The sequence below is a fragment of the Clostridium punense genome (genome assembly GCF_017874425.1).
Classification (GTDB): domain Bacteria; phylum Bacillota; class Clostridia; order Clostridiales; family Clostridiaceae; genus Clostridium_J; species Clostridium_J punense.
In genome coordinates this window covers 168,726-195,504 of record NZ_JAGGLL010000005.1, presented here as the reverse complement: position 1 = coordinate 195,504, position 26,779 = coordinate 168,726, and the positions used below count along the sequence as shown (strand labels likewise).

19 protein-coding genes and 1 other annotated feature are annotated in these 26,779 nt (G+C 32.3%); of the genes, 15 read left to right on the top strand and 4 right to left on the bottom strand.

Annotation, left to right across the window (positions count from 1 at the left end; translation table 11 throughout):
- The first annotated feature begins 454 nt into the window (after positions 1 to 454).
- The 10 genes from J2Z44_RS04965 (at position 455) to J2Z44_RS04920 (ending at position 14,905) form a co-directional block, all read left to right on the top strand.
- Positions 455 to 1,690, top strand: a complete 1,236-nt coding sequence (locus J2Z44_RS04965; RefSeq protein WP_209649385.1) for a L,D-transpeptidase — start codon at positions 455 to 457, stop codon at positions 1,688 to 1,690.
- 85 nt (positions 1,691 to 1,775) lie between these two features.
- Positions 1,776 to 1,994: a binding site (T-box leader), on the top strand.
- A gap of 443 nt (positions 1,995 to 2,437) precedes the next feature.
- Positions 2,438 to 5,539 carry an isoleucine--tRNA ligase gene (ileS, locus tag J2Z44_RS04960; protein ID WP_021281274.1) on the top strand — a complete coding sequence of 1,034 codons (3,102 nt, stop codon included), beginning with the start codon at positions 2,438 to 2,440 and terminating at the stop codon, positions 5,537 to 5,539.
- Positions 5,540 to 5,744: 205 nt separating this feature from the next.
- On the top strand, positions 5,745 to 6,356 hold the full coding sequence (locus tag J2Z44_RS04955) for an acetate uptake transporter (protein WP_021281275.1): 612 nt from the start codon (positions 5,745 to 5,747) through the stop codon (positions 6,354 to 6,356).
- Positions 6,357 to 6,610: 254 nt separating this feature from the next.
- Positions 6,611 to 7,003: a PAS domain-containing protein gene (locus tag J2Z44_RS04950; protein ID WP_021281276.1), complete on the top strand. Its 393-nt coding sequence runs from the start codon at positions 6,611 to 6,613 to the stop codon at positions 7,001 to 7,003.
- 24 nt (positions 7,004 to 7,027) lie between these two features.
- Positions 7,028 to 7,933: a sensor histidine kinase gene (locus J2Z44_RS04945; RefSeq protein ID WP_021281277.1), complete on the top strand. Its 906-nt coding sequence runs from the start codon at positions 7,028 to 7,030 to the stop codon at positions 7,931 to 7,933.
- A gap of 179 nt (positions 7,934 to 8,112) precedes the next feature.
- Entirely contained in the window at positions 8,113 to 9,108 is a 996-nt protein-coding gene (locus J2Z44_RS04940; RefSeq protein ID WP_021281278.1) for a LacI family DNA-binding transcriptional regulator, read from the top strand.
- 182 nt (positions 9,109 to 9,290) lie between these two features.
- Entirely contained in the window at positions 9,291 to 9,638 is a 348-nt protein-coding gene (locus J2Z44_RS04935) for a hypothetical protein (RefSeq protein ID WP_021281279.1), read from the top strand.
- 279 nt (positions 9,639 to 9,917) lie between these two features.
- Positions 9,918 to 11,786, top strand: coding sequence for a family 10 glycosylhydrolase (locus J2Z44_RS04930; protein WP_021281280.1), 1,869 nt, complete (start codon positions 9,918 to 9,920; stop codon positions 11,784 to 11,786).
- A gap of 34 nt (positions 11,787 to 11,820) precedes the next feature.
- Complete coding sequence (locus J2Z44_RS04925; RefSeq protein ID WP_021281281.1) at positions 11,821 to 13,842, top strand: S8 family serine peptidase; 2,022 nt, start codon at positions 11,821 to 11,823, stop codon at positions 13,840 to 13,842.
- Between the two features lie 157 nt (positions 13,843 to 13,999).
- On the top strand, positions 14,000 to 14,905 hold the full coding sequence (locus J2Z44_RS04920; protein ID WP_021281282.1) for a LicD family protein: 906 nt from the start codon (positions 14,000 to 14,002) through the stop codon (positions 14,903 to 14,905).
- 291 nt (positions 14,906 to 15,196) lie between these two features.
- On the opposite strand, the gene J2Z44_RS04915 is transcribed toward J2Z44_RS04920, so the two are convergent.
- Positions 15,197 to 15,457: a hypothetical protein gene (locus J2Z44_RS04915; RefSeq protein WP_021281283.1), complete on the bottom strand. Its 261-nt coding sequence runs from the start codon at positions 15,455 to 15,457 to the stop codon at positions 15,197 to 15,199.
- 67 nt (positions 15,458 to 15,524) lie between these two features.
- Positions 15,525 to 16,976, bottom strand: a complete 1,452-nt coding sequence (locus tag J2Z44_RS04910) for an oligosaccharide flippase family protein (protein WP_021281284.1) — start codon at positions 16,974 to 16,976, stop codon at positions 15,525 to 15,527.
- 604 nt (positions 16,977 to 17,580) lie between these two features.
- Between J2Z44_RS04910 and J2Z44_RS04905 the strand changes: the two genes are divergently transcribed.
- From J2Z44_RS04905 to J2Z44_RS04890, 4 genes are all read left to right on the top strand, one after another.
- Positions 17,581 to 18,366, top strand: coding sequence for a glycosyltransferase family 2 protein (locus J2Z44_RS04905; protein WP_021281285.1), 786 nt, complete (start codon positions 17,581 to 17,583; stop codon positions 18,364 to 18,366).
- Between the two features lie 174 nt (positions 18,367 to 18,540).
- Positions 18,541 to 19,098, top strand: coding sequence for a Uma2 family endonuclease (locus J2Z44_RS04900; protein ID WP_209649384.1), 558 nt, complete (start codon positions 18,541 to 18,543; stop codon positions 19,096 to 19,098).
- Between the two features lie 39 nt (positions 19,099 to 19,137).
- Positions 19,138 to 20,196: a hypothetical protein gene (locus J2Z44_RS04895; RefSeq protein ID WP_021281288.1), complete on the top strand. Its 1,059-nt coding sequence runs from the start codon at positions 19,138 to 19,140 to the stop codon at positions 20,194 to 20,196.
- Positions 20,197 to 20,559: 363 nt separating this feature from the next.
- Entirely contained in the window at positions 20,560 to 21,435 is an 876-nt protein-coding gene (locus J2Z44_RS04890; RefSeq protein WP_152513202.1) for a YfgM family protein, read from the top strand.
- Between the two features lie 201 nt (positions 21,436 to 21,636).
- Here the strand turns inward: J2Z44_RS04890 and J2Z44_RS04885 are convergent, their stop codons facing one another.
- Positions 21,637 to 22,212: a Uma2 family endonuclease gene (locus tag J2Z44_RS04885; protein WP_209649383.1), complete on the bottom strand. Its 576-nt coding sequence runs from the start codon at positions 22,210 to 22,212 to the stop codon at positions 21,637 to 21,639.
- Positions 22,213 to 22,510: 298 nt separating this feature from the next.
- Positions 22,511 to 25,078 carry a glucosaminidase domain-containing protein gene (locus J2Z44_RS04880; protein ID WP_021281292.1) on the bottom strand — a complete coding sequence of 856 codons (2,568 nt, stop codon included), beginning with the start codon at positions 25,076 to 25,078 and terminating at the stop codon, positions 22,511 to 22,513.
- A gap of 773 nt (positions 25,079 to 25,851) precedes the next feature.
- On the opposite strand from J2Z44_RS04880, the gene rfbA reads away from it, so the two are divergent.
- The gene (rfbA, locus tag J2Z44_RS04875; protein WP_021281293.1) at positions 25,852 to 26,715 is read left to right on the top strand and encodes a glucose-1-phosphate thymidylyltransferase RfbA; all 864 of its coding nucleotides are present in this window, start codon (positions 25,852 to 25,854) and stop codon (positions 26,713 to 26,715) included.
- Positions 26,716 to 26,779: the final 64 nt, after the last annotated feature.

The window sequence follows — 26,779 nt, the reverse complement described above, 5'->3', positions numbered from 1 at the left end:
AATTGTATATTTAATTTTTAAAAGTCACCCTTCGGATGGCTTGTTTGCTATGCCATCATATTTTTATAGCTATTCATACTTTAAATTTCAACCTTATCTCTCCAATCTTACAATAATTAATTTAATAGGAAACAAGATTTAATAGAATCTCCAATACTTACGAGATTTATTATATATCTAAATTATGGATTAATAATAGAAATTTATTCAATAGCTGAGTTTAATGAGGACGTGGGAAATATGAGTAAGGCTTGTTACAATTCCTTAGAAGTACCAATATAATCCAAGCATAATAAAGTGGACACCAGAGAAATACTAAGCCTGTATAAGTATGAATAGAAGTTATGGGAATTAATTATAAGGTTTTAAGGGTTATTCTTTTCTTAACAGTTAGGAATGAACCTGATATAATTGATAAGACTTATAATTTTAGCAAGGGGATGAGTAAAAGTTTATGCAGACCACCACGGAATATAAAGAAAAGTTTAGTTTAAATCTAAAAGGTAGCAAGGCTATAATAATTATGGTTATTAGTATTTTATGTTTAGGTATTTTAGGAGCCGTTATTATAGGTGTAAATAATAACAATTTAACTACATATAAAGAGTTATTTTTTGATGAAAAGTACTTAGAAGCTAAGGATTACTATGATAATAAAATTAGTAATTCTATGATGAACAAAATGTTTTCTTCAAAAGATAAAACTGCAAATTTTCTTAATGAAGAACTAAGTAACAGATTAAAGTCTTATGAAAAAGGAGATATAACCAGTGAGGAAGCAACAACTTTAATTAAAGAAATAAAAAAATACAATCTAATTGATGAAGAAGCTCTAAATGATGGTTTATATAAGATTGAAACCACTGAAGTGGTAAGAAGTGTGAACAACCTTTTAAAGCAAGGAAAGGATTTTGAAAACACATTTAAGGCTATTGAGGAAAAGCAGCAGCAATACCCTAATTTAGAAGGATTAATAATTGCTAAGAAGGAAACCTTAGTGGCTATTAAAACAACTACTCTAGAAGCAGGAAAAGCTCTTTTTGATGCAGGAAAATATGAGGAAGCCGTAGCTAAGCTAGAGAGTGAAAATACATTTCTTACTGGGGATTTAGAATATGAAGAAACTTTAAAAGGTTATAAAGCTAAAAGAGAAGAAGAATTAAAAAGAATTGAAGAGGAAAAAAGAGTAGCAGAAGAAAAAATAAAAGAAGAGGAAAGAAAAAAAGCAGCAGCAATGGTGGTTAACACAAATTTAAATAGAAGTGATTTTTCTACCTCTGAAGCCTTCATAAATTCAACTAATCTTTCTAGTCTTAATTCTTACCTAATATATGTAAATCTTCAAAACCAAACTACGGAAGTTTTTAAAGGTTCTAAAGGAAACTGGAACCTAGTTTATAGCTTCATAAGTTCTACAGGAAAATCAGACACACCTACACCAAGAGGAGTTTATAAGGTAATAGGGAGAGGAACTTGGTTTTTCAGTGAGGAGTTTGGCGAAGGTGCTAAGTGGTATGTTCAATTTTGGGGGGATTACTTATTCCATTCATTGCCAATGGATAGAAACAAGAATGTAGTAGACCCAACTCTTGGAACCCCTGCATCTCATGGCTGTGTAAGACTTAAGGTTGATGAATCTAAATGGCTTTACGATAACATACCAAATGGGGCTACAGTATTTATAAAATAGTGAAAAAACTTTGACAAAAAAAACACTTTGTAATATAATAATAGAAACAATATTTAAATAATAAATTTGTTTGTTCATAATAAAACTAATAGCTAAGAGTAGGAAAAGTACTTTAAAAGTAGTTTACAGAGAGTGGAGGTTTGGTGTGACTCCATAGCGAAGTTTAAAGGAAAATCACCTAGGAGCTGAAGGCTGAAAATAGTAAGTCTATCCGTAATTCTGCGTTAAAGAATAGAGTATGTTAGTACTTGAAATTATACATTAACACTATAGGTGGTATAGCGAATTCAACTTCGTCCTATTTTAGGGCGAAGTTTTTTATTTTTATTAAACACTAGTGAAGTTGTATAAACCTCAGGTTACTAGTTAATCCTTAGGGTAAACGCAAAGTAGAGGCTTCTAAGTGAAATTTTATTTTTTTTATTACTAAATACCTAAAGGGAACCTAGGTAGTTAAAGATACAAGGTAAGTCCTAATTGGGTTCCCTATATATGGAACTTACGCAGTAAGGATCTAGGCATTTTCAAAAAATAAATAAGTCATTATGTTTGTCTATTTTTAGTTATACTGCGTCAACAGAACCCTTAGATAGCGCTACTATCTGCGGAACCTGTTTCCTTGTCGGCACAAGCAAGCTTGTGAACACAAGCTTGCTTGTGAACTAAAAATATCCTTCACATCTTTGACTTGTTATTTATTTTTAAATGCCTTATATAAAATAAGAGCAATAAGAAAGGAGCAATATTATGTATAAGAAAATTGATTCAAGCAAAAGCTTTATGGACATCGAAAATGATATATTAAAGCTTTGGACAGAAAAAGACATTATTCAAAAGAACTTTGATTTAAATGAAGACGGTGAATATTTTACTTTTTATGATGGTCCTCCAACAGCAAATGGTAAGCCTCATATAGGACACGTTATAACAAGGGTTATGAAGGATATAATCCCAAGATATAAGGTAATGAAGGGTTATAAAGTTTTAAGAAAAGCTGGATGGGATACTCATGGACTTCCAGTTGAACTTGAAATAGAAAAGAAACTTGGAATTTCAGGTAAGCCAGAAATAGAAAAGTACGGGGTAGAGAAATTCGTTAAAGAGTGTAAGGATAGCGTTTTCTCTTACGTTGAAATGTGGAGAGAGATGTCTGAGAGAGTTGGTTACTGGATAGACATGGATAATCCATATGTAACTTACCATAATGACTATATTGAATCGGTATGGTGGGCACTTAAACAAATGTGGGATAAAGACTTAATCTACAAGGGACATAAGGTAATGCCATACTGCCCAAGATGTGGAACTACTCTATCTTCTCACGAGGTTGGTCAAGGCTATAAAGATGTTAAAGATAGCTCTGTTTACGTTAAATTCAAACTTAAAAATGAAGATAAATATATATTAGTTTGGACAACAACTCCTTGGACACTTCCAAGTAACGTAGCCCTAGCTGTAAATAAAAAATATGACTATGTAGAAGTTCTACACGAAGGTGAAACTTTAATCCTTTCAAGACAACTTTTAAATAAGCTTAACGGAGAGTATGAAGTAATAGCTGAATTTAAAGGTGAAGAACTTCTAGGAAAAGAATATGAGCAAATGTTCAAGTTCGAAACTCCAGAAGAAAAAGCCTTCTATGTAGTGCATGGTGATTATGTAACTTTATCAGATGGTACTGGTATAGTTCACATTGCACCAGCTTACGGAGATGAAGATAACCAAATAGGGAAACTATACAACCTTCCAATGATAAACTTAGTTGATGCAGAAGGTAAATTTGTGCCAGCGGTAGAGCCATGGGCGGGAATCTTTGTTAAAAAAGCTGATGAGAAAATCATAGCTTTCATGAAAGAAAATAACATTCTTTATAAGAGTGAAAAATTCCTACACTCATACCCACACTGCTGGAGATGTGACACACCACTTCTTTACTATCCAAGAGAGAGCTGGTTTGTAAGAATGAGCTCAGTAAGAGATCAGCTTCTTGAAAACAATAATAAAATCAACTGGATGCCAGATAACGTTAGAACAGGAAGAATGGGTAAATTCTTAGAGGGAGTTATCGACTGGGGTATTTCAAGAAATAGATACTGGGGAACTCCACTTCCAATTTGGGAATGTGAATGCGGCCACAGAGAAATGATAGGAAGTATTGAAGAGCTTAAGGAGAAGGGAATAAATGTACCAGAAGGTATAGAACTTCATAAGCCATATATAGACAATGTACACTTAAATTGCCCACACTGCTCAAAGGAAATGACAAGGGTAGATGAGGTTATAGACTGCTGGTTTGACTCAGGTTCAATGCCATTTGCTCAATACCACTATCCATTTGAAAATAAAGAACTATTTGAAGCAAACTTCCCAGCTCAATTTATATCAGAAGCTGTGGACCAAACAAGAGGATGGTTCTATACACTACTTGCAATATCAACAACAGTATTTGAAAAGAATCCTTTTGAAAACTGTATAGTACTTGGACACGTTCTTGATAAGGATGGTTTAAAAATGTCTAAGCATAAAGGAAATGTATTATCTCCATTTACAGTTTTAGATAATGAAGGAGCAGATGCTTTAAGATGGTATTTCTATACTGCTTCAGCACCATGGCTTCCATCAAGGTTCTATGAGGATGCAGTTATAGAAGCGCAAAGAAAGTTCATAGGAACTCTATGGAATGTTTATTCTTTCTATGTGCTATATGCAGACTTAGATAACTTTGACCCAATGAAGTACCAAAACTTTAAATCTGAAAATGTAATGGATAAGTGGATGATGTCTAAGCTTAACACTTTAGTTAAGAATATAGATGAACATCTAGAAAACTATAGAATAACTCAAGGTGCTAAAGAACTTGAGGACTTTGTAGATGAGCTTTCAAACTGGTATGTAAGAAGAAATAGATCAAGATACTGGGTAGAAGAACTAACTGAAGATAAGATTGGAGCATACATGACTCTATACAGAGTTCTTGTAACTTTCTCAAGAGTTGCATCTCCATTCATACCATTTATCACAGAAGAGCTATATCAAAACTTAGTAGTTGCTTTTGATAAAAATGCACCAGAAAGTATTCACCTATGCATGTGGCCAGAATACAATGAGTCTGAAGTTGATACGACTTTAGAAGAAGAAATGGATAAGGCTTACAGAATAGTTAAGCTTGGTAGAGGTGCAAGAAATGCTGCTAACATCAAAAACAGACAGCCATTATCAAAAATGCTTGTATCTGTAAGTGAGCTTCCAGAGTATTATGGAGATATAGTTAAAGATGAACTTAACATTAAAGCTGTAGAGCTTGGAGCAGACCTTTCTAAGTATGTTAACTTTGAAATCAAACCAAACCTACCAGTGTTAGGAAAAGCTTATGGTAAGATGATACCAGGTATCAGAAAAGTAATAGGAACAATGAACCAAATGGAGCTTGCTCAAAACATCAACAACGGTAACATTGTAACTATCAATGTAGATGGTACAGAAATAGATTTAAACAAAGAAAATCTACTTGTAACAATGCAAGGACTTGAAGGCTTTGCCTTTGCTGGAGAAGGTGAGATGGGAGTAGTACTTGATACTCAAATCACTGAAGAGCTAAGAGAAGAAGGTCATGTAAGAGAAATCCTAAGCAAGATTCAAAATATGAGAAAAGAAAGCGGCTTTGAAGTTGCAGATAAGATAAAAATTTATGTGACAGGCAATGAAATGCTAGAAGCTGTAATCAAGAAGTTTGAAGAAGCTATCATGAAGGATACTCTAGCTGTTGAAGTAGCATACGGAGCAGAAGCTTCCTATACTGAAGTTAAAATCAATGGCGAAAGTTTAAACCTTGCTGTAGAAAGACAATAATTACCCCAGGGGTACGCGGAATTTGTCTAATTTTGAATAAATATAAATATAAATTTCAAAAGCTCACCATTTGGTGGGCTTTTCGTGGGTATTTCTTGGAACCAATAATCAGTTGACAATCCATAGGTAAATCTGATATTCTTTCTAGGAATTAATATTAAATTTTACCTATAAAAAGTTGAAAAAAACTATTTGGAGGAGAAACATGAAAGAAACACAAGAAGTTAAAATTGTTACAGCTGACCCTTCAGCTATTGGGCTTTTTGGTCTAGCAGTAATTACATTAGTTGCATCTTCCCAAAAGCTTGGAATAACTCAAGGAGTATCTTTAATTATCCCTTGGGCATTATTCTTAGGTGCTTTAGCCCAGCTAGTTGCATCAGCAAATGATTTCAAGCATAATAACACTTTTGGAGCAACAGCTTTTGGTGCTTACGGATTTTTCTGGCTTGGAGTAGCCTTTACATGGTTAATTCAAAATGGAATATTTGGAGAAAAACTTGCAAAAGCTGCAGACCCTAAACAACTAGGCTTTGCTTTCTTAGCTTACTTAATCTTTACTATATTTATGACAATTGGGGCTATGGAAACTCATAAAGTATTATTTTTAATCTTCTTTTTCATAGACTTCTTATTTTTAGGATTAAGTTTAAGTACACTTGGAATAGCACCTGAGTTTGGTCATGAACTTGCCGCATACTCTGAGCTAATAATATCACTTCTTTCATTCTATGGCTCAGCGGCATCAGTTTTAAACAATCATTTTGGAAGAGTGTTCCTACCAGTAGGAAAGCCTTTTGGAATATTCAAGAAGTAAAAATAGCATAATTAATCACCCTTGAGATAATTTTATTTCTAAAGGGTGATTTTTAATTTTACTTGAAATTTAATTATTTGAATTTTGTAATAATGAAGGAATTTGAAGAATTTTGCCGAAATATATATAACACGCTTGGTAACGTTTTTAAGAATATTAAAAGTTTATTTAGTAATATAATATGAGCTCAACTATTCTGCATTTAATGTGGTTAGGGATGTTAAACTTGATTATCATAAGGGAGGAGGGCGTAAATGAAGCAAATTAGAGGTGCAAAGGTTTTAGGGATTAAGGTAATGAATGAGAAGGAGAACAATATAAACTCAAATAAGGAAGTTACACACAGAGAAAAAAGAGATAGGGTAATTTCAGAGTGTGCATCTGATTCTATTTGGGAATGGGATTCTTTTTCTAATAAAATAGTTATACCTAGTTACTTGAAGGAGTTATTTGGCTACAGTGACGACGAAATTGAAGATTCTAGTGATTTTATGACTGACTTTATACATCCTGAAGACGTTGAAAAAGAGAAAAGCAAATTAAAATTATATTTATATAAACAAACAGATAAATACGAAACAGAATACAGGATTAAAACAAAGAATAGAGGATATAGATGGGTGTCTGCTAAAGGAAGTGCAATGTAGGATGAAGAAGGAAGGCCTACTTATATGGCAGGACTTTGTATGGACATCACAGAAATTATGGAGAGAAGAAAAGAAGAAGCAGTGCTTAGGCAGGCAATGGAGGAAAAAGAGCAGCTACTAAATGAAGTTATGGAACATGGAAAATTTCAGGCAGACTTTTTTTCAAATGTATCCCATGAGCTTAGAACTCCTCTAAATATCATTTTAAGTTCTGTTCAATTGCTAGATGAAGTTTGGGGTAAGGCAGAGAAGTCCCATAGTAACTGTCCTTATAAAATACCTAAGTATATGGACATAATGAAACAAAACTCCTACAGACTTTTAAGATTAATTAATAATTTAATTGATATGAATAGAATAGACTCGGGCTTTCTAACCTTAAATATAAAAAATCATAACTTGGTAAGTGTTATTGAAGATGTTATTTTATCATTAGCACCCTATGTAGAGAGTAAAGACATGGAGATAGTTTTTGACACAGAGGTAGAGGAAAAGATTATGGCCTTTGATGATGAAAACTTAGAAAGAATTATCTTAAATTTGATTTCTAATGCAGTTAAGTTTACTGAACCTAAGGGAAAAATAGAAGTTAGTGTAGAAGATCGGGGAGCCTATGTTAAAGTAATAGTAAAAGACAATGGAATAGGCATACCCAAGGATAAGTTAGATGCAATTTTTGAAAGGTTTAAACAAGTAGACAATTCACTTAGTAACCTTGCCCAAGGAAGTGGAATAGGGTTATTTTTAGTTAAAGCACTAGTTGAAGCCCATGGAGGAACAATTACTGTTCATAGCAATTTGGGTGAAGGCAGTGAGTTTATCATAAATCTTCCTGCAACTTTTCTAGGAGAACCAGAAATAGCCTATGGTAAGGAGCTAAAGCTTGATAATAATGAAAAAATAACCATAGAGTTCTCTAGTGTACAGTAAAATAATTATAAGCAGAAGTAGTAGTGAAGAAGAAATAAAAGAAGGAGTTTCCTTACTTTAATAGAATATAAATAACTTAGTCCTAAGGCTATGTAATCTATTACATTAATAAAAATAAACTTGGAGATAATAGAATTAATTTATATTAACCAATGTTTTATAAATGGGAGTGATAAAGAATGGCAACTTCAATAAAAGATGTAGCTCGTGAGGCAGGAGTATCAATTGCAACGGTTTCAAGGGTGTTAAATGGCATAGATGTGGTAAATGACGAAACTAAAAAGAAGGTATTAGATACCATTGAAAAGTTAGGCTACAGACCTAATATCTTAGCAAGGAGCTTAAAAACTCATAAATCCAGCACCATAGGAATAATAATTCCTGATATTTCAAACCCTGTATATCCTGAAATAGTAAGAGGTGCAGAGGATGTAGCTAGTATATATAACTACAATATTATGCTTTGTAATACTGACTTAGATTTAGAAAGAGAAAAGGAAAGCTTTAATGTTCTCAGAGAAAAGATGGTAGATGGAGTTATCTATATGAGTAATTCCTTAGAAAGTGACATAAAGGATATAATAGAAGAAATAAACATACCTACAGTATTAGTGGGAACCATGGATAGTGAAAAGAGTCTTCCAAGTGTAGCCATTGACAGCTTTGCAGCTAGCTATGATGCAGTTAGCTATCTTAGATATAAGGGGAATAAGTCTATTGCCTACATAGGATACTATGAGGATAAAACTAGTGATTACTCTAAAATTTATAAAGGATATAAAAAGGCTATGGAGGATAATGATAGCTTTAATTCTGAGTTAGTGTACTTTGGTTCCTTAAAAGCAGAAGATGGTTATAAGGGAATAAAGGAAATTTTAAGTAAAAGTAAGGTTGATGGAGTATTTTGTGCTAATGATGAGGTAGCTATGGGAGCTATTAGTGCTTTAAGAGAAATGGGCATAGAGGTTCCAACAGAAGTGGATGTAATGGGTTTTGATGATATAGCTCTTTCAGCTATTTATTATCCAAAACTTACTACTGTATCAAAGCCACTTTATGATATGGGCTCTGTGGCAATGAGACTTATCATCAAAATTTTAAATAAATTGCCTATAGATGAGAAGAATTATATACTTCCATACACAATAGTTGAAAGAGATTCTTGTAAAAAATAAATTGTATATGTCAAATTATGCAAGCTTGAATACTATGTAGTATAGAAGCTAAATTGTATCTAACTTTTTCAAATTAGCTTTTAATAACTTTTTATAATAAGTATTATAGTATTTATTATAAAAAGTTATTTAACTATGTATCTTTTATGCCGTAAAGTTTATTTTAATGGGAGAGAAGTATTATGGCTTGCATAATTAGCTGTTGCAGCATGGATAACTGTAACTTAAAGGAAGGTAAAAGTATCCATAAACAATGTGTAGCAAAAGTTATATCCAATATAAAAGGAAAGTCTAAAGATATAAAAGGTGTAAAAGAAGAGGGTGGATTTTATGTTATAGAATTCATGGACAACCTCAGTGATGAAAGAATATCCCAGCTCATAAATATTTTAGACAAGGAAGCCTCTGTTAGAGGAATCTACCTAAGATGGAGTAATAAGTTTTTAAAGTTAAAGATACCTACCATGGTAGATATAGGCAATCTAGAGAATTTTATAGAAAGACTAGAAGAATTTATATGGAGATCTTAATAATTTTAAAAAAGCATTTTATAGATACAATAGAAATTTTTAAATAAAATAATTCAACTTATTTATAAGAAATTTTAAACTCTAGGTCTATAGGGGGGTGTTATGTTAAAGTAAATCTCCATAGTTCTAGAGTTTTTATAGAGTCTATGAAAAAATTAGAATAGGCAAAGATACTGACTTATTTATTATTAAAAATGCCCTATATAGCTTGGATATTTATAATTAAGAGGAGGTCATAATCTTCGATAATAAAATCAAGGAATATAAAAGGAGGAGAATATGTTGAGAAATACTAAAATTAGAGGAAGAGCCGTGGTTTTAATCCTTGGGTTCTTATTATTTGTAACTTTTAATTCATATAAAGCTTATGGATTAAACCTATCTAGTTCTAAGGATGAGATGAGAGGAGTTTGGATGAGTACGGTTTACAATATAGACTGGCCATCCTCAGAAACCTATAATAATGCTGAAATACAAAAGGATACTCTAGGGGAAAATATGCAGTTTATTAAGGCTATGAATATGAATACTGTATTTTTCCAAGCTAGAGGTATGGGAGATGCCTTATTTCCTTCTACCTACGCACCGTGGTCAAAGTATTTAACAGGTACACTTGGAAAAAACCCAGGTTATGACCCGTTAAAAGTAGCTCTAGAAGAAGCTCACAGTAGAGGACTTGAATTTCATGCTTGGCTTAATCCTTTTAGAATTTTTGTTGACAGTGGAAGTAATACCTTTAATAAACAGGCATATATAGATAGCTTACCAGGCGGAAGCCCACTAAAAACAAATCCTCAGTGGATTGTGCAATATGGAAAATATCATTGGATTGACATAGGAATTCCTGAAGCAAGAGAGTATGTGATAAATACTATGGCTGAAGTGGTAAGAAACTATGACGTTGATGGAATACACATTGATGATTACTTTTATCCATATCCTTTAAGCGGAATAGACTTCCCCGACAGTGATACTTATAGTAAATATGGAAATGGATATTCCTCAAAAGCTGATTGGAGAAGAGACAACGTTAATAAGTTTGTAAGAGACCTTAATAAAAAGATAAAAAGTATTAACTCTTTTGTTAAGTTTGGTGTAAGTCCTTTTGGTATCTGGAGAAATGGAACCGAAGTAGGGGGAAGCGAAACTAATGGACTTAGCAGCTATGATGCTGTATATGTAGACTCTAAGAAGTGGATACAAGAGGAGTGGATAGATTATATAGTTCCACAAATTTATTGGGAGTTTGGACATAAAGCTGCAGATTATAAAACCCTTGTGGACTGGTGGTCCAAGCAAGTTCAAGGAAAGGATGTTCATCTTTATATAGGACATGGTGCCTATAAAATAGGAGATTCAACTTATGGACAAGCGTGGAGTAATCCAGATGAAATTTCAAATCAAATAATTTATGCAAGAAGTAACGAAAACGTTAAAGGAAGCAGTTTTTTCAGTTTAAGAACCTTAAAAGCAAATCCACTAGGACTGCAAAGTAAACTAAAAGAATTATATAATTCAAAGGTACAAGTACCACAAATGAGTTGGTTTGGACAATGGGTACAAAAAGATGGAAATTGGTACTATATAAATGGAGATGGAACCATAAAAAGGGACTGGATAAAGGTTAAAGGTAAGTGGTACTATCTCGATGAAAGTGGTATAATGAAAACAGGCTGGGTAAATGTAAGAGGCTCTTGGTATTTCATGGAGTCAGATGGAGAAATGGCCACTGGATGGAAACTTGTTCAAGGGACATGGTATTATCTAAATCCAGGTGGGGACATGGCCACGGGGTGGAAGAACCTTGGAGGCACTTGGTACTATTTAGAACCAAGTGGAGCAATGGCTACAGGTTGGAAATACATTGGATTAAGATGGTATTATCTAAATCCAGGCGGAGACATGGCCACAGGTTGGAAAACCATTGGTGGAACCAAGTATTACCTTGAAGAAGGTGGAGCAATGGTTACAGATTGGAAGAGTATCGGAGGTAAATGGTATTATTTTAATCCAGGAGGAGATATGGCTACTGGATGGAAGTTAGTAAGGGGAAGATGGTACTATTTATACCCTAATGGAACCATGGCGGCAAATACCATTATAGATGGATACAGACTTGGTAGTGATGGTGCTCTAGTAGGAAGATAAATTTAAATTACACAAAAGAAATGAGGGGTTCAAGATGAAAAAGAAGGTAATAGCTTGTATATTAGCTGGATTTATGATTACTAATATGAGTTATATTAATGTACATGCTTCTGAGGCTAATATTACTTCAAATGATGGACAAGAAGTAACTACTGTGATTCAGTCAGATACAACAAATTCAACAAAAACTAAGATAATAAATTCCTTCAAGAACAACTCTCATAAGAACAATTATAAAAAAGATGAGATTTTTATAAAAATCAAAAATTTAAATAATACTGATTTAAATAAATGGCTTGAAAAAAACTATAATTTAATTCCTAAGAAAACTTTAAATAATGGATTACTTTTAGCTACTTTTGACTCAGATAAAACCTCTCTAGAGAATATGTTGGAGAAGTTAAACAAAGATGTTAACATAGAATATGCTGAGCCAAACTATAGTGTAAAAATAAAAGATATTCCTAGTAGTGAGCCAGATTATGCAAAGCTATGGGGACTTAAAAATTCCAGTTACCTTGGCATAGATATTAATGTAGAGAAAGCATGGAGTCTACAAAAAAACAATGGAGCTACATTAGTAGGGGTTATTGATACGGGAGTAGATTATAACCATAAGGACTTAAAGGAAAATATTTGGATAAATAAAAGTGAAATTCCTGATAATGGAAAAGATGATGATAACAATGGATATGTGGATGATTACAGAGGGTGGAATTTTATAGATGACAATAATGACCCTTATGATGATAATGAACATGGTACCCATGTAAGTGGAATCATTGCTGCACAGAATAATGGAACAGGAATTGTAGGAGTGTCGCCGAATACTAAAATTATGCCTTTAAAGGTTGGGAATGCAAATGGTGATTTATACTACGATGATATAATTGAAGCTATGAACTATGGAGTTAAAAAAGGTGTAAAAATATTTAACTGCTCCTTTAGTGGGGCAGACTTTTCTCAAGTTGAATACGATACAATAAAAAACTCTAATGCATTATTTGTGGTAGCGGCAGGAAATGAAAGCAGTGATAATGACTTATACAGTAGCTATCCTGGCAATTATGATCTTCCTAATATAATTACAGTAGGTTCTATAGATAAGAATGGAAGTCTATCATATTTTTCAAATTATGGAGCTAAAAATGTAGATATAGCTGCGCCCGGGGGAGAAATTTATAGTACATTACCTGGTGGAAAGTACGGATATTCAAGCGGAACCTCTATGGCAGCACCACATGTGGCTGGAATAGCAGCCTTAATGCTCAGTGAGAAGTCATCACTTACTCCAGTAGAAATGAGAGAGTATATTTTAAACAATAATCATCCCTTAAGTAGTTTATCTAAGAGCATTGCAACTGGTGCAATAGTAGATGCAGGAAAAATCATGACCCTCATTACTACAACAGGTACAGGTGGTGAAAATCCAGGAGAAGAGCCAAAACCACCAGTTCAGCAAAATGGATGGATTAGTAAAGATACTAACTGGTACTACTATAAAGATGGACAACCTCAAGTTGCATGGCAGCTTATAGAAGGAAAATGGTATTACTTTAATAAGGAAGGCATAAGAACCACTGGTTGGCAGTCTGTTAATGGATATTGGTATTACTTAGAAAGTAATGGAGCAATGACTACAGGCTGGAAGCTATTGAACAGTAAATGGTACTATTTAAATCCAGGTGGAGATATGGCTAAGGGCTGGAAACTGCTAGGTAGCACTTGGTATTATCTAGAGGAAAGTGGACAGATGGCTATAGGGTGGAAGCTCTTAGGTGGTAAGTGGTATTACTTAAATCTAGGTGGAGATATGGCTAGGGGATGGAAACTTATTAATGGAACTTGGTACTACTTAGAAGCAGGCGGTGAAATGGCTACAGGATGGAAGCTTTTAGGTGGCAGCTGGTACTATTTAAATTCAGGTGGAGATATGGCCAAGGGGTGGAAACTTGTTAACGGTACTTGGTACTATTTCTACAGTGGAGGTCAAATGGCAGCAAACACAACCATTGGAGGATATAAGCTAGGTCCAGGAGGAGCAATGGTTAGTTAGAGCTAACATAGGAAGACTAACTTTAATTATTATGGAACCAAAGTGAAGGCCTACATATTAGTCTCCTTTGGTTCTTTTAAGGCTTTTAAGCGCAAATAAAATATAACTTAGAAGCCCCTTGAAGAATAAACAATATTTATCTAAGGAGAAGGCGTAAATGAATCATAAAATTGATTTAAATAAAATAGAAGAATGCTCTCTAAGAGAAGCTCAATTAATAATGTTAGACATTTTAAAGGAAGTTCATAGAATTTGTGAAAAACACAACCTTAGATATTTTCTAAGTGATGGTACCCTATTAGGAGCTGTGAGACACCAAGGGTTTATTCCTTGGGATGATGACCTAGACATATCCATGCCTAGGGAGGATTACAACAAATTCATGGCTATAGCTCAGGGAGAGCTTTCAGAAGATTACTTTATGCAAACTATGAAAACAGATCCATATTACAAGTTATACCATGTTCCTTTAAAAGTAAGGTACAATAAGAGTCTTTTTATTGAAGATGGGGAAAATCATAAAAAATATCATCAAGGTATATATATTGATATATTTCCTATGGATAAGGCGCCGGATTCCATGGGTAAGTATTCATTACAATCAAAACTTTCAAAGTTCCTTTTAGTATCAAAAATGAAAATAAATACTAGGGATTTTCCTTCTGTAAAATTCTTTGGAAGAACAATTTCACAAGTTTTAGGGAAAGCTGTAAGTTTTAAAATGGTTGATAAAATACTATTTTCAACTTACAAGTGGAATAAAGAAGCAACTGGTGAATACTATACACAAGGACCAGAAATCATCTGGAGTCATAGATTCAAAGCTGATTCACTATTCCCACTTAAGAAAATAAAGTTTGAGGATAGTGAGTTTTGGGTGCCAAACAAACCTGAAGATATATTAACTATTATGTTTGGTGACTTCATGAAGCTTCCCCCAGAAGATCAAAGGCTTTACCATGCAAAGTTCATTGGTAAGTATAAGGATGAAGAGGCTGAAAATCAGACAGGCAAAAGTAAAGCAACTATTAGTAACAGCCAGTCTCTTTCTAGTGAAGCTTAAGTTCTAGGAATTAAGAAAATGCCAAGTAAAATGTTATAGGATTTTAAAGGTCTAATAAGCTAAAGGCTATATGTAGACTTAGTCACAAAAATATAATGCAGATAAAAAAGCTAAAACATCTATTCAAATGTTTTAGCTTTTTACTAATTTTTAACAACATTTTGGAAGCTTCAAGTCTGCCACCTTCTAAAGTGGCAGTTGCTCAACCTAGATAAGTTGTTTTGGTGTAACAAACACAGTTTGTTCGGTCTAAATCTGCTTCCAAAGTTGTTAACAAAATGAACTTGTTCATTATTTAAATATATTTAAGAAGGTAGTCCCTGCTGCTAGGATCAGTCCAAAAATGATACCCCAAAGGATAGCATTTAACCCTGCATAACCTTCCAATGTTAGCCATATAAATACAGATGATATTAATATGGCGCCTTTAATAAACTTTCTATATTTAAATTTATTTATAAAATTCTCTATAGGCCTACATATTTTGTCATCAAATTTTTTGAAAAATATCCAGAATAAAATATATGATATTACAGTTGAAAAAGTGGCCATAGGAAGCCTCCTTTAATAATTATATACACATATAATACCACAATTTTGGATAAGATGTAAATTAATTCTAGGATTTTTTTCTCATAAACTTAGAAAGGAAAGTAAATAAAATTTCATCCTTAGTAATATATAATACTAGGAAGTAGTATAGTCCATTAACTAATACCACAAGCATTATATAAGAAAAGAAACCTTTAAATACTAAACTTATAACATAGCTGATTGGAATAAAGGCAAGTGAATATAAAAGATACTTTAACTTACCAAAATCTAAAATTGAAAACTTAATTTTTAATTTTAAGTTTATATATAAGTATTCAGTGGTTATAAGTAAAAAGTTAGCTAAAGTAGTTGTTGCAATAGCAGTTTCTGGAGTAAGAGCACCAGTACGAACTAAAATTTGCTTAAACACCACATTTACTAGTCCGAAGGTAAGAATAAACACAACAAGAATTCTTTCTTTCCTCTTTACGTACATTACCTGATTTGTAAGAATAGATTCAAATCCAGCAGTAATCATATAAGCTGCAAAAATTCTAAGTACATTGGTAGAGGCAACTAACTGAGTTCCTCCTCCATAAAGTATAAGTATTTCCTTAGCTAATATGAAAATTCCTATAGCAGCTGGGAATAAGAAAGCTAAATATGTCTTGCAGATTTTATTTAGTAAGTTTTCATATTGTTTCTCATCATTATTACCTAGTAAATTAGATAGCCTTGGAACTGTAACTAAAACTATAGATAATAAAAGGTTATTTACTATAGAGTTAACCAGTTGAGGATAAGTGTAGTAAGAAACTGCATTTTCACTTACATGATTACCTAGCATAATCTTATCTAAGATTGTGTATAAGGTATTTGCATTGCTTAAAATAACAATGAAAATTAAGCTCTTTAAGTGCTTAGTAAAGGTTAAGTTGCTAAAGTCAAATTTAACTTTTCTTTTTATACGAGCAAAGCTAATACTATAATTTAAAAATAAAGTCACAGAGTTAAGAATTACATATTTATAAAAGTCTTGTTGATTTTTAATTAATAAAAGAGTTGAAATAATAAAAATTGATCTAACAATAATAGTTTTAATAGTTATAAAGTCGTAATCCTCTAAAGCCTCATTCATCCACTCCACATAAAAAGCTGTTAGTGCCGTGTTGAAAGCATAAATAACCATAACAGGAAAAGCTGGTGCTCCCTTAAAATATATATTTATATATATAAGGTAAGCAGGAGTAACTATAAGATTAGCAATAACTCCAAGAAGAAACAAACTTGTAAAAAGTTGATTTACCTTCTTTTTATCATCCCTAATCCTGCTTATTTCTCTTATACCATATTGATAAATTCCAAGACCGGCAAAAATAGCAAAATACATATTTATGGACTCAGTGTAACTTATTCTTCCCATAAGTTCTGTTCCAATTACCCTTACCACATAAGGACCAATTATTAGTGGAATAACTAAATTAAAAAGATTTAAAAGAGTTTTATATATAGCATTTTTAAAAATTGATTTACTCATTGTTAATTTTCCTTCTTTCAAGTGGGAACTTCTTATGCACTATATTAAAATCCCATAAAATTATAAGTAGTGACTTTTATTCACTATATAATAAGTTATATTACTTTTACACTTTTGACAAGACTTTGTTCAAAGAGCAATGAATTTTGATTTTAGGCATTTAAAAATAAATAACAAGTCAAAATAGACAAAGGTACTGACTTATTTATTTTTTGAAAATCCCTTATAGGGACTAGTAATAAACTAAAGTCTATTTCAAAAATGGATAATATTTTTATTATAGTTTAAAAGTACTACGTTTTTGAGTATAATATTAATTGTATTTTAACAACAGAAATATAGCTAATAGATATATTATTTTTTACTAATAATTTGTAAAAGATACAATTTATAAAGGCTTTCTCAGTGAAAGTTTAATTTATTGGGGTTCAAAAAGCCTTAAGGGAATCAGAGTAGGACTCATGTACAAGTTAAGTTTTAACTCTGGTTCACTATAAAGCAAATAAACATATTTGTAGTTTCAATTCACAGCACATAAACATCAATGACAAATACTCAGGAATAGTCATAGTTATGTTATGAGTATAGAAGTTAGGAGATCGTTATGAATAATAATATAGAATTCTCAGTAGTTATACCAGTATATAACAACCCAGAAGTAACAAAAGCCATTGAAAGTGTATTAAAACAAAGTTATGAAGGCAGTTATGAAATTATAGCAGTGGATGATGGGTCTAAGGACAATAGCTATGAAACCCTTTTAGAATACAAAGAAAAAAATGGTTTAGATAATTTAACAGTAATAAAGCAGACTAATGGAGGTCCATCTAAGGCAAGAAACAGAGGTATAAAGGAAAGTAAGGGAAAATATATAGCTTTCTTAGATTCAGATGATACTTGGGATAAAGATAAAATAAAGAAGCAAATGGAAATCTTAAAGAAAGATTCTAATATAAAGTTAATTTCCACCACCTTAAATGGAAGAACCATAAAAGGCTTTAATTCTGTTCAGTCTATAACTCTAAAGGAACTACTTTACAGAAACTCCATCTTTACTTCAACTGTAGTTGTAGAAAAAGCAGTTTTAGATGATATTGGTGGCTTTAATGAAAATCAAAAGTATTCTGAGGACTACAGACTTTGGCTTACCATTGCTTCCAATTACAAATGTGTTATTTTAAATGAAAGCTTAGTAACCTATGGTGACGGTGAAGCTGGCTTTGGAAGTGGTCTTTCAGCAAAGCTTTGGGAAATGGAAAAAGGAGAACTTTCAAACTATAAAAACTTGCTAGAAACTAAAAAGATCACAAGAGGTAAGTACTTAAAGGTTACTACAGTGTCTTTTTCTAAATATATTTTAAGAAGGATTAAGGTTTTTCTTAAAAAATAGTCACAGCTACTAATAGCCATGAGAAAATAATAGACTATCCAATAGTACATAAAAATATAAGAAGTTCATAAGCTGGCTGTTGTTTTGTTTAGGATTTTATTAACGTATAATATAGATAAGCATTTGTAGGATTAGGTAAATAAATCCTATATCCTATATTTATGGAGGTATAAAATGAGAAATTATATTGAAAATATATTTTATACAGAAGATGAGTTTGAAGAAATTCAAGCTAATTTCAATGGTAAGGCTGAATACGATAATGGAGTTATCTACTTAAGTTCTAATACTTCACAAAAGCATAACATTATTCTAAATAATATAAATGCCTATTTAACATTATACTTTAGAGGAAAAGATTGCAGGTCATATACTGAACAAATAGAAGTTATCTTTAAAAGTGAAAATGATATAAAAAAATACAAACCAGATATATTTGTTATGTGTGGAAATGTGGAACAAAAGGGAGAAAGCTTTTTGACAGCACCTAAAATAATTTTCGAGATTCTCTCAAAGTCTACTTCTAAAATAGATAGGGGAGCAAAGTATTATACTTACGAGAAATATGGGGTTCTGGAGTATAACATTGTAGATCAAAATGGGTTTATCGTTCAGCATACTTTAATAGACGGAGCATATGAAATAACTAACACTTTTAAAAAGGGAGATAAATACATCAGTTCAATATTTACAGATTTAATTATTGATGTTGGCTTCATCTTTAGTGAATAATTGCTTCAATAATTTATATAAATGTGGGGGAGGAAAGTTATGTTAAACAAGAAATCATTAAAAACTTTAATGACAGCGGGGTTATGCTTATTAATGTTAGGGGGAATGGCACCAAATGTTTTAGCTCAAACTGCAACTGATACTAAAATGAAGATAGCAGCTGTTGACTATAACTTATTACACAAAAATGCTTATGATGCAGTAATGACTTGCTTAGATGAAAGAACACAACCTTCAATAAATGAAGCAAGAACAGCAATAGCAAAACTAAAAGGAACACCAGCAGAGTGGGCCATGGGAGAGTTATCAAGACATACAGATACAGTACAACATGAGCTTTTCGTTAAGTTTATGAGGTATATCTATGGCGATAAGACCGTTGCTAAGGTGCGCATGTTACAATGGGAGATAAATGAGGCAAGAGATTTAGTTATAGCCTTTGACACTTATGAGGGTAATAAGGGCTATACTCCAACTTGGTCTGCAACTTTAGATATGTATCAGCAAATTATAATAAAAGAAGCATTGACTATGGTAGAAAGAGCTGAGAAGGAAAAACAGGAATCCCTAGTTAAAGATGCAAGGTTACATATAGAGGATTTAGCCTCAGCAAGAAATAAAGACGTCATTGACTTTGCCAAATATCTTTCATATAGAGTAAACGAAATTAAAATAGGTAGTGGAAGCGGGGAAACAATTCCAACTGGCAGCATATACGCCTATAAAAACCATATAAGAATGTTCATAGATAAGGAAGGGTTTATTCCGGTTATTGAAAGAAATACTAGTGGAACAGCATGGGAGAAGTTAGGAACAATTTGTTTAGAACATGGTTCTGATGCTACTACTAATCTAAATCCTTTTTCAAACGAAGTACATAAAAGTTTAGGAGCTTACGCAAGTGTAATCATTAAAAATTATGAGTTTGAGTCACAAGAAAATTACTCTGAGTTAATAAGGCTAGTTGATGGACAAGTATTGGGGAGACTTTGGGAAAAAGGGAAGTTAGAAGAGTTTCAACCAAAGACTTTAACTAAAGAGCAAATTGATTACTTTAATAATACAAGCATGGATGTACTCTTATCTAAACTTAAATAATAAACTCTAAAATAAAGAAATAAAAAAAGTTGTTACTACACCAAGTAGTAACAACTTTTTTTTAGAGTATTATTTAATTTTTATGGAAGCATAGCTCCATATATACCAACAAGGAAAAGTAAAAGGTCCTACTACTATAATTATTATTACACATTCTAATTTGCGACAACGGACAGTTATGAAAGATTAACTATATGTAAACATTTAGAACTTTATGGAATAACATGCCAAAACATGTTATAATTTTCATGTGAATTAATTAACATTGCTAAAATTCAAGGGGATTATAGTAATGTAGTGTCTAAAATTAATGTTATTACGTTAAGGTTAGACCAAAAGACTTAGAAGGGATGTGACTTGGGAATGAAAAATAAAAAGATTATTATAGGGATTATTGTTTTAATACTAGTTATAGTAGTTCCAACTGGATTTGTGGTAGTGAAGAACTTTAAGCAAGATAAAAGCTATAAGGAATATGTTGAAAAAGCAAATACACTTGTAGAAGAAAAAAAATATGATGAGGCAATGGAAGTTCTTCAAAAGGGTAAAGACATAAAAAGTACAGATGAGATTAACAATAAAATTACTTTAGTTCAATCATATATAGACCAAATGAAGTTATACCAGGAGGCTACAGCCTTAGTAGAGGCTGGAAAATATGATGCAGCAATAGATGAACTAAACAAAGTTGATTCAGCTGCGGTAGGGTTAAAAGAACAAGTAGAAGAAAAAATCAAATTTTGCAAGAGTGAAATTGTAAAAGATAAAAGCAAAGCTGTAGAGCAACTTCTAAGTGAAAATAAATTTGAGGATGCCTATGCATTAATAAATGATAAAGTAGTAACAAATTACATTAGTGATAGTGCAATTGTATTAAAATCTCAAATTGATAAAGCTAAAAGTAGTTATGAAGCTGAACAGGAAAGAATAAAGGCAGAAGAAGCTAAAAAAGTTGAAGAGGAAAGAAAAAAGAAGGAATCTGCACCATTAACTTATGCTGAAGCAGCAAAACTAGCAGCAGAAATTTATCTATCTAAAACAAGTAAAGTTAGCAATATATCAACATGGGACAAACCTACGGATAAGAAAGTAATAGAGGGTAAAGAGGGCTATATGATTCAACTTTTCCAAAAAATGTCTGACCATACTGCTACTGTTGCCTGGTATTTTGTTGATATAAATACGAAAAAGGTCTATTCTACCTTAGCAGGAGTACCACCGCTTGAATTGTTAAACTAGAGAAATTTAGGTTTCCGGTAGTTATAAACAACATAATAAATACATTTACACAATTGTAAATGGAACCATTTTAATGATAAAAAGATGTTTAAATCTGTTATATATAAAAACTTACTTAAAGGTTAAATAGGGTATGAGAAAATAGTTTACCATTTTCTCATATCCTTATTTTATTACCTAATTAACATTTCTTTTTCCTAACTATTCTTCATTTATTAACTCAATTTCTGACAAGTCAATTTCTAAATCTTCAAATTTTATTGACTTAAATTTATCATTAAATGTGCAGTTATGCCTTAATTCATATTTATTATCAACTAATTCATATATCCAAATCTTCCTGCTCATAGGTGACACAATCCAATACTCGGAAACTCCATACTCTTCATATAAATCTTTTTTCACAATTAAATCATCATCTGAATTCGATGGACTTAGAACCTCCACAATTAATTGAGGAACACCTATATAACCCCTATAAAATATCTGATTTTTATCACAATACACAGCCACATCGGGAGCTACCTCGGCTTGCTTAGATTTTATTAGCTCGTCAATTTTATTCTTATCACTTTTAATTAATTTGGGGTCTTCTTTTGTTAAAAAAAGCGCTGCTTCAATTGAAACATTACATTTTTTTTTGAAATAATGTTTAAGTTGTAGATATAGTTCCCCTTGTAATTCTACATGATTATATCGTGGTCTTGGTGACATATATTTTACAGTATTAATCCATTCTTCTTTTTGAAAAAAAACTTTATCAGCATTTAATGGCATTTTAAAACCCCCTTTTTTAAAAACTTATCTTTATTATATCCTAAAATTTTCTTTAGTGATAATATGTATATAATTCTTTTTTTATTATTACTTCAGCTTTAGTTGGAGTACCACCCATTGAATTGTCAAACTAAAAATTTAGTACAGAGATAGGGTAACTTACTGTGATAAAGGGATATCATAATTATTTATTTTTAGTGAATAATTGTTAAGATGGTTAAAGGGAAGCTAAAGAGCTTCCCTTTAAAATGACAAAAACCGCATACCCCAGGGGTACCCCAAAGGGGTGAATTTGAATTTATGGAAGCATAGCTCCATCATTACCTAACTTGTAGCCACCTATGGTAGTATTATAAGCCATGTCACCACCAGCATAGAAGTAGTACCATTTGCCGCCAATAAGCACCCAACCAGTTTCCATACCACCATAAATATTTAAATAATATTTATGGTTATTTAGGGTAAGCCAACCAGTTCTCATAGCACCGCTGCCTTCTAAATAGTACCAAGTGTTACCAAGAAGTAGCCAACCAGTTTTCATAATACCGTTATCTTGAAGGTAGTACCAGTAGTTATTTACATATAACCAACCAGTTTTCATGGTTCCATCAGAATTAAAATAGTACCAGTTGCTGTTTTGAAGAACCCAGCCTGTGGTCATAACACCACTGCTGTTGAAATAATATTTTTTGGTTCCAACAGTAGCTATACCTCTTGCCATAATACCATCGGTACTAAAGTAGTAGGTTTTTCCATCAATGGTTTTAAGGCCTGTTTCCATAGCACCATAAATATTAAAGTAGTAGGTGTTACTTCCAAGTGTTATAAGACCAGTTACCATACTGCCGTAATCATCTAAGTAGTAACGCTTACCATCCACAGTAACCCAACCAGTTTTCATAGCACCAGTAGTAGGGTCTAGGTAATACCATCTATTGTTATCTCTTAGCCAACCAGTCTTCTTTACTCCAGTGGTAGTATCATAGTAATACCATATCTTATCCTGAAGAACCCAGCCTTTTTTTACTTCAACTGGAGGTGGGATAGTTGCCTTTGGAGAATTAATAAGCTTTAAACTATCAGTTTTAACATAAGCTTCTTTACTCCAATCAAAAACTCCATCAAATCTTCCGCCATCACTCCAAGGAATTGCTGATCTATCAGGGGTAATATTATAGTAAGAAGTAGTACCATCTCTAAAGGTATTAGAGCTTTTTACTACAATTACATTTCCAACCTTACCAGCCCCGGTTTTTACTGCCTGAGTAACAGTATAAAGCTTTGTAGCACTAGAGTTTGAAGCAGTTAACACATCTGTAGCATTTGTGAAAATTGCTAACTGATAGTTGTTAAAATCCTTTAAGTTGCTAATGGATGCATTATCACCTGCATTTGCTACTACATAGTTACTGGTGTGGTAATCCATTTTATACATATACTGAGATGCCTTTTCGCCCCAGAAAGGGTCTGAGGCATATTTAACATTTGCTCCTAAGTTTTTATTTCCTAAGTAAGCACCGTAATGTTTCCAATCATCGGGATCGGAATAATCTCTAGAAATATAGTTTTTAGTGAAGTCGTTAATGCAATCCTCCACTGAAGCAAAAGCATTAGCAGAACCTGCAGGATTAGAATCCACTGCATTAATTCCGAAAATATTATTCTTTTGTTGAGAAATAGAGGAAGTTCCTAATCCAGACTCATTGCAAGCTACCCCAAAGGTTATTAGTGCATTAACTCCATTAGAATTTTGTCCATTAACAAGATACTGGCCAATACTTCTTAACTTACTATTTGCTGCGAGTCCAGCTCTATCATTTAAGTAAGTGTTAATTTGATCGCCAGTAAAGGTACTCTTGCTTCTAAAGGGCAAAAACTGATAGTAGTTATAATAAACATTACTAGCATTTACTGCGTTGTTATGATGGCCTGCTTTTCCATCAGAAATTAAAGTCTTTAAACTAGTGTAAAAATAATTTCCATCATAGCTATAATATTTTACACCAGACTGCATGAAACTTGGTGCAGGACCTAGCTTTATACCATAGAGACTACCACCTGCATTTACAAGATCATAGCTTATGTAGTGTTTTAATTCACCATTTTCAGAAATATAATAGCTTGGGTTAGCAGCCTTATTAAGAGGTATAACTGCTAAGTCGAATTCTGATTTTGTGGTATCCTTTTGCATCCAGCCAGTATAACCTGCAACCTCTACTTTAGCGCTAGTTCCATTGTCCTCTAAAATGGGAACATCATCCACATAACCATGATTCACATAAGTATAAGCACTAGTCAGTAAATTGGAAGAATATACGTTAGAGTTTTTATCTACAGGCATATAGATTTGTCCATCTACAAACTTAACAACTCTTCCCATTGCCTCTGTAGCATAAACAATTAATCCACTTTGCTTTTCTAGAACTGCAGGAATTGCGTTAGGATCTGAGTTTGCTAATCCTTTTGCCTTTAAAATAGCAGCTTGAAGAGTATCTGCGGAAGTCACAAAAGTATTTTTATCTGGATAAGACAAAACAATTTCATAGTTAGCTGCTGTTAGTGGAGTTAAAGACGCTATGGTAGCTAGTCCACCTCTATCTAATTTGAATTCTTCTCTCTCATCTATATTGCTTGAAGCTGCACTAATACTGCGAGGAACTGGTTTTTTTGTCTCTTCATAGGTAGTCCCGAAAAGTTCAGACTCTTTTTTGTATTGTTCTAGTAATTGAGAGCTTGTACTATTTGTACTAGTACTTTGTAAAACTTTTACTTCATCTTTTGGCAAATCTGAAGCATAAACCTTAGTGATTGGCAACTGAGATAAAACTAAAGCTGCAGTAATCACTAAAGAAGTTGTTTTCTTCATTAAAAACTTCCCCCCTTAAAGACTAAATATTTAAAAATTAATTGCGTAATAACACATAAGTTATTACTATTTTAACATTAAAGCTTACTTAATTCTACACTAGGCATCTGAAAATAAATAACAAGTTAAAGATGTGAAGGCTATTTTGTGATAGACAAGGAAACAGGTTCCGCAGATAGTGGGGCTATCAAAGGGTTCTGTTGACACAGTATAGCACAAAATAGACGAGCAGATTGACTTATTTATTTTTTGAAGATGCCTTATTTAAAAAACTAAAATAGGTTTACATAGCACAAAAACTAGGATATTCTTTTATAAATATAGAATTTGTCATATAATGAGAAGTATAAGACTTTTAATGTATAATAAAGTCATGTATTTTTTGTTATGCATGAGTAAATGTAAGGAAGGTAAAGACTTCTTGGTAGTAATTTCAATTACTATTTATCTTGTTATATAATGATAGAATAAATTATATACAATGATTAAACCACAATAAGTATTGAGCATAAATTTCTATACTTGATGTAGTAGAAATAAATATGACTATACTACTATATATTGTGATTTAAATTGTAGCTTACTAATAATGATTAGTTTTTGTGAGATAATAATACCATATTTTATCCTTAAGCTTTAGAAAGAGCTGTATGCATTTATTTAGGGTACCTTAATCAAATAAGATAATGCAGTTTATGGTATAATAAAAATGTTTAATTTCCTATAATTAAGTTCTTAGTTGGCAGGGGATTATACTTAATGAGGTGATATAAATGAAAGGAATAATTTTAGCTGGGGGTTCAGGCACAAGACTTTACCCAATAACTAAATCTGTATCTAAGCAAATCTTACCTATATATGATAAACCAATGATTTATTATCCGCTATCAGTGCTTATGTTAGCTGGTATTAAGGACATTTTAATTATATCTACGCCAAGAGATTTACCATCTTTTCAGGAACTTTTAGAAGATGGAAGTCAAATAGGACTAAATATTCAGTATGCTATTCAGGAGCAGCCTAATGGGCTAGCAGAAGCTTTTATTATTGGAGAAGAATTTATCGGAGAAGATAAGGTAGCTTTAGTTCTGGGAGACAATGTTTTTTACGGTTATAGCTTTAGTGAAAGACTTAAAAAAGCTGTAGAAAGAGAAGAAGCTACTATTTTTGGATATCATGTAAGTAATCCAACAGAATTTGGAGTAGTTGAGTTTGATAAAAGTTTCAATGTACTATCCATAGAGGAAAAGCCAGAAAATCCAAGATCTAATTATGCAGTACCAGGTTTATATTTCTATGACAATTCAGTTATCGAAATTGCAAAGACTATTAAACCATCTTCAAGAGGAGAGCTAGAAATAACTTCAGTAAATAACGAATACTTAAGGAGAGGAAAGTTAAAGGTAGAGTTGTTTGGAAGAGGTATGGCTTGGCTTGACACAGGAACTCATATAGGACTTTTAGAAGCTTCAAACTTTGTGGAAGCAATTCAAACAAGACAAGGGCTTTACATAGCCTGCATTGAGGAAATTGCTTATAAAAAAGGGTTTATAGATAGAGACCAGCTATTAAAGTTGGCAGAACCCCTTTGTAAATCAGATTATGGAAAATACTTAATTAACATTGCAAATCAATAACTAAATGGTTATAAGTATATTTAGTAGGAACAGCTTTTTAACCGTTGTAGTGATAATATAAATA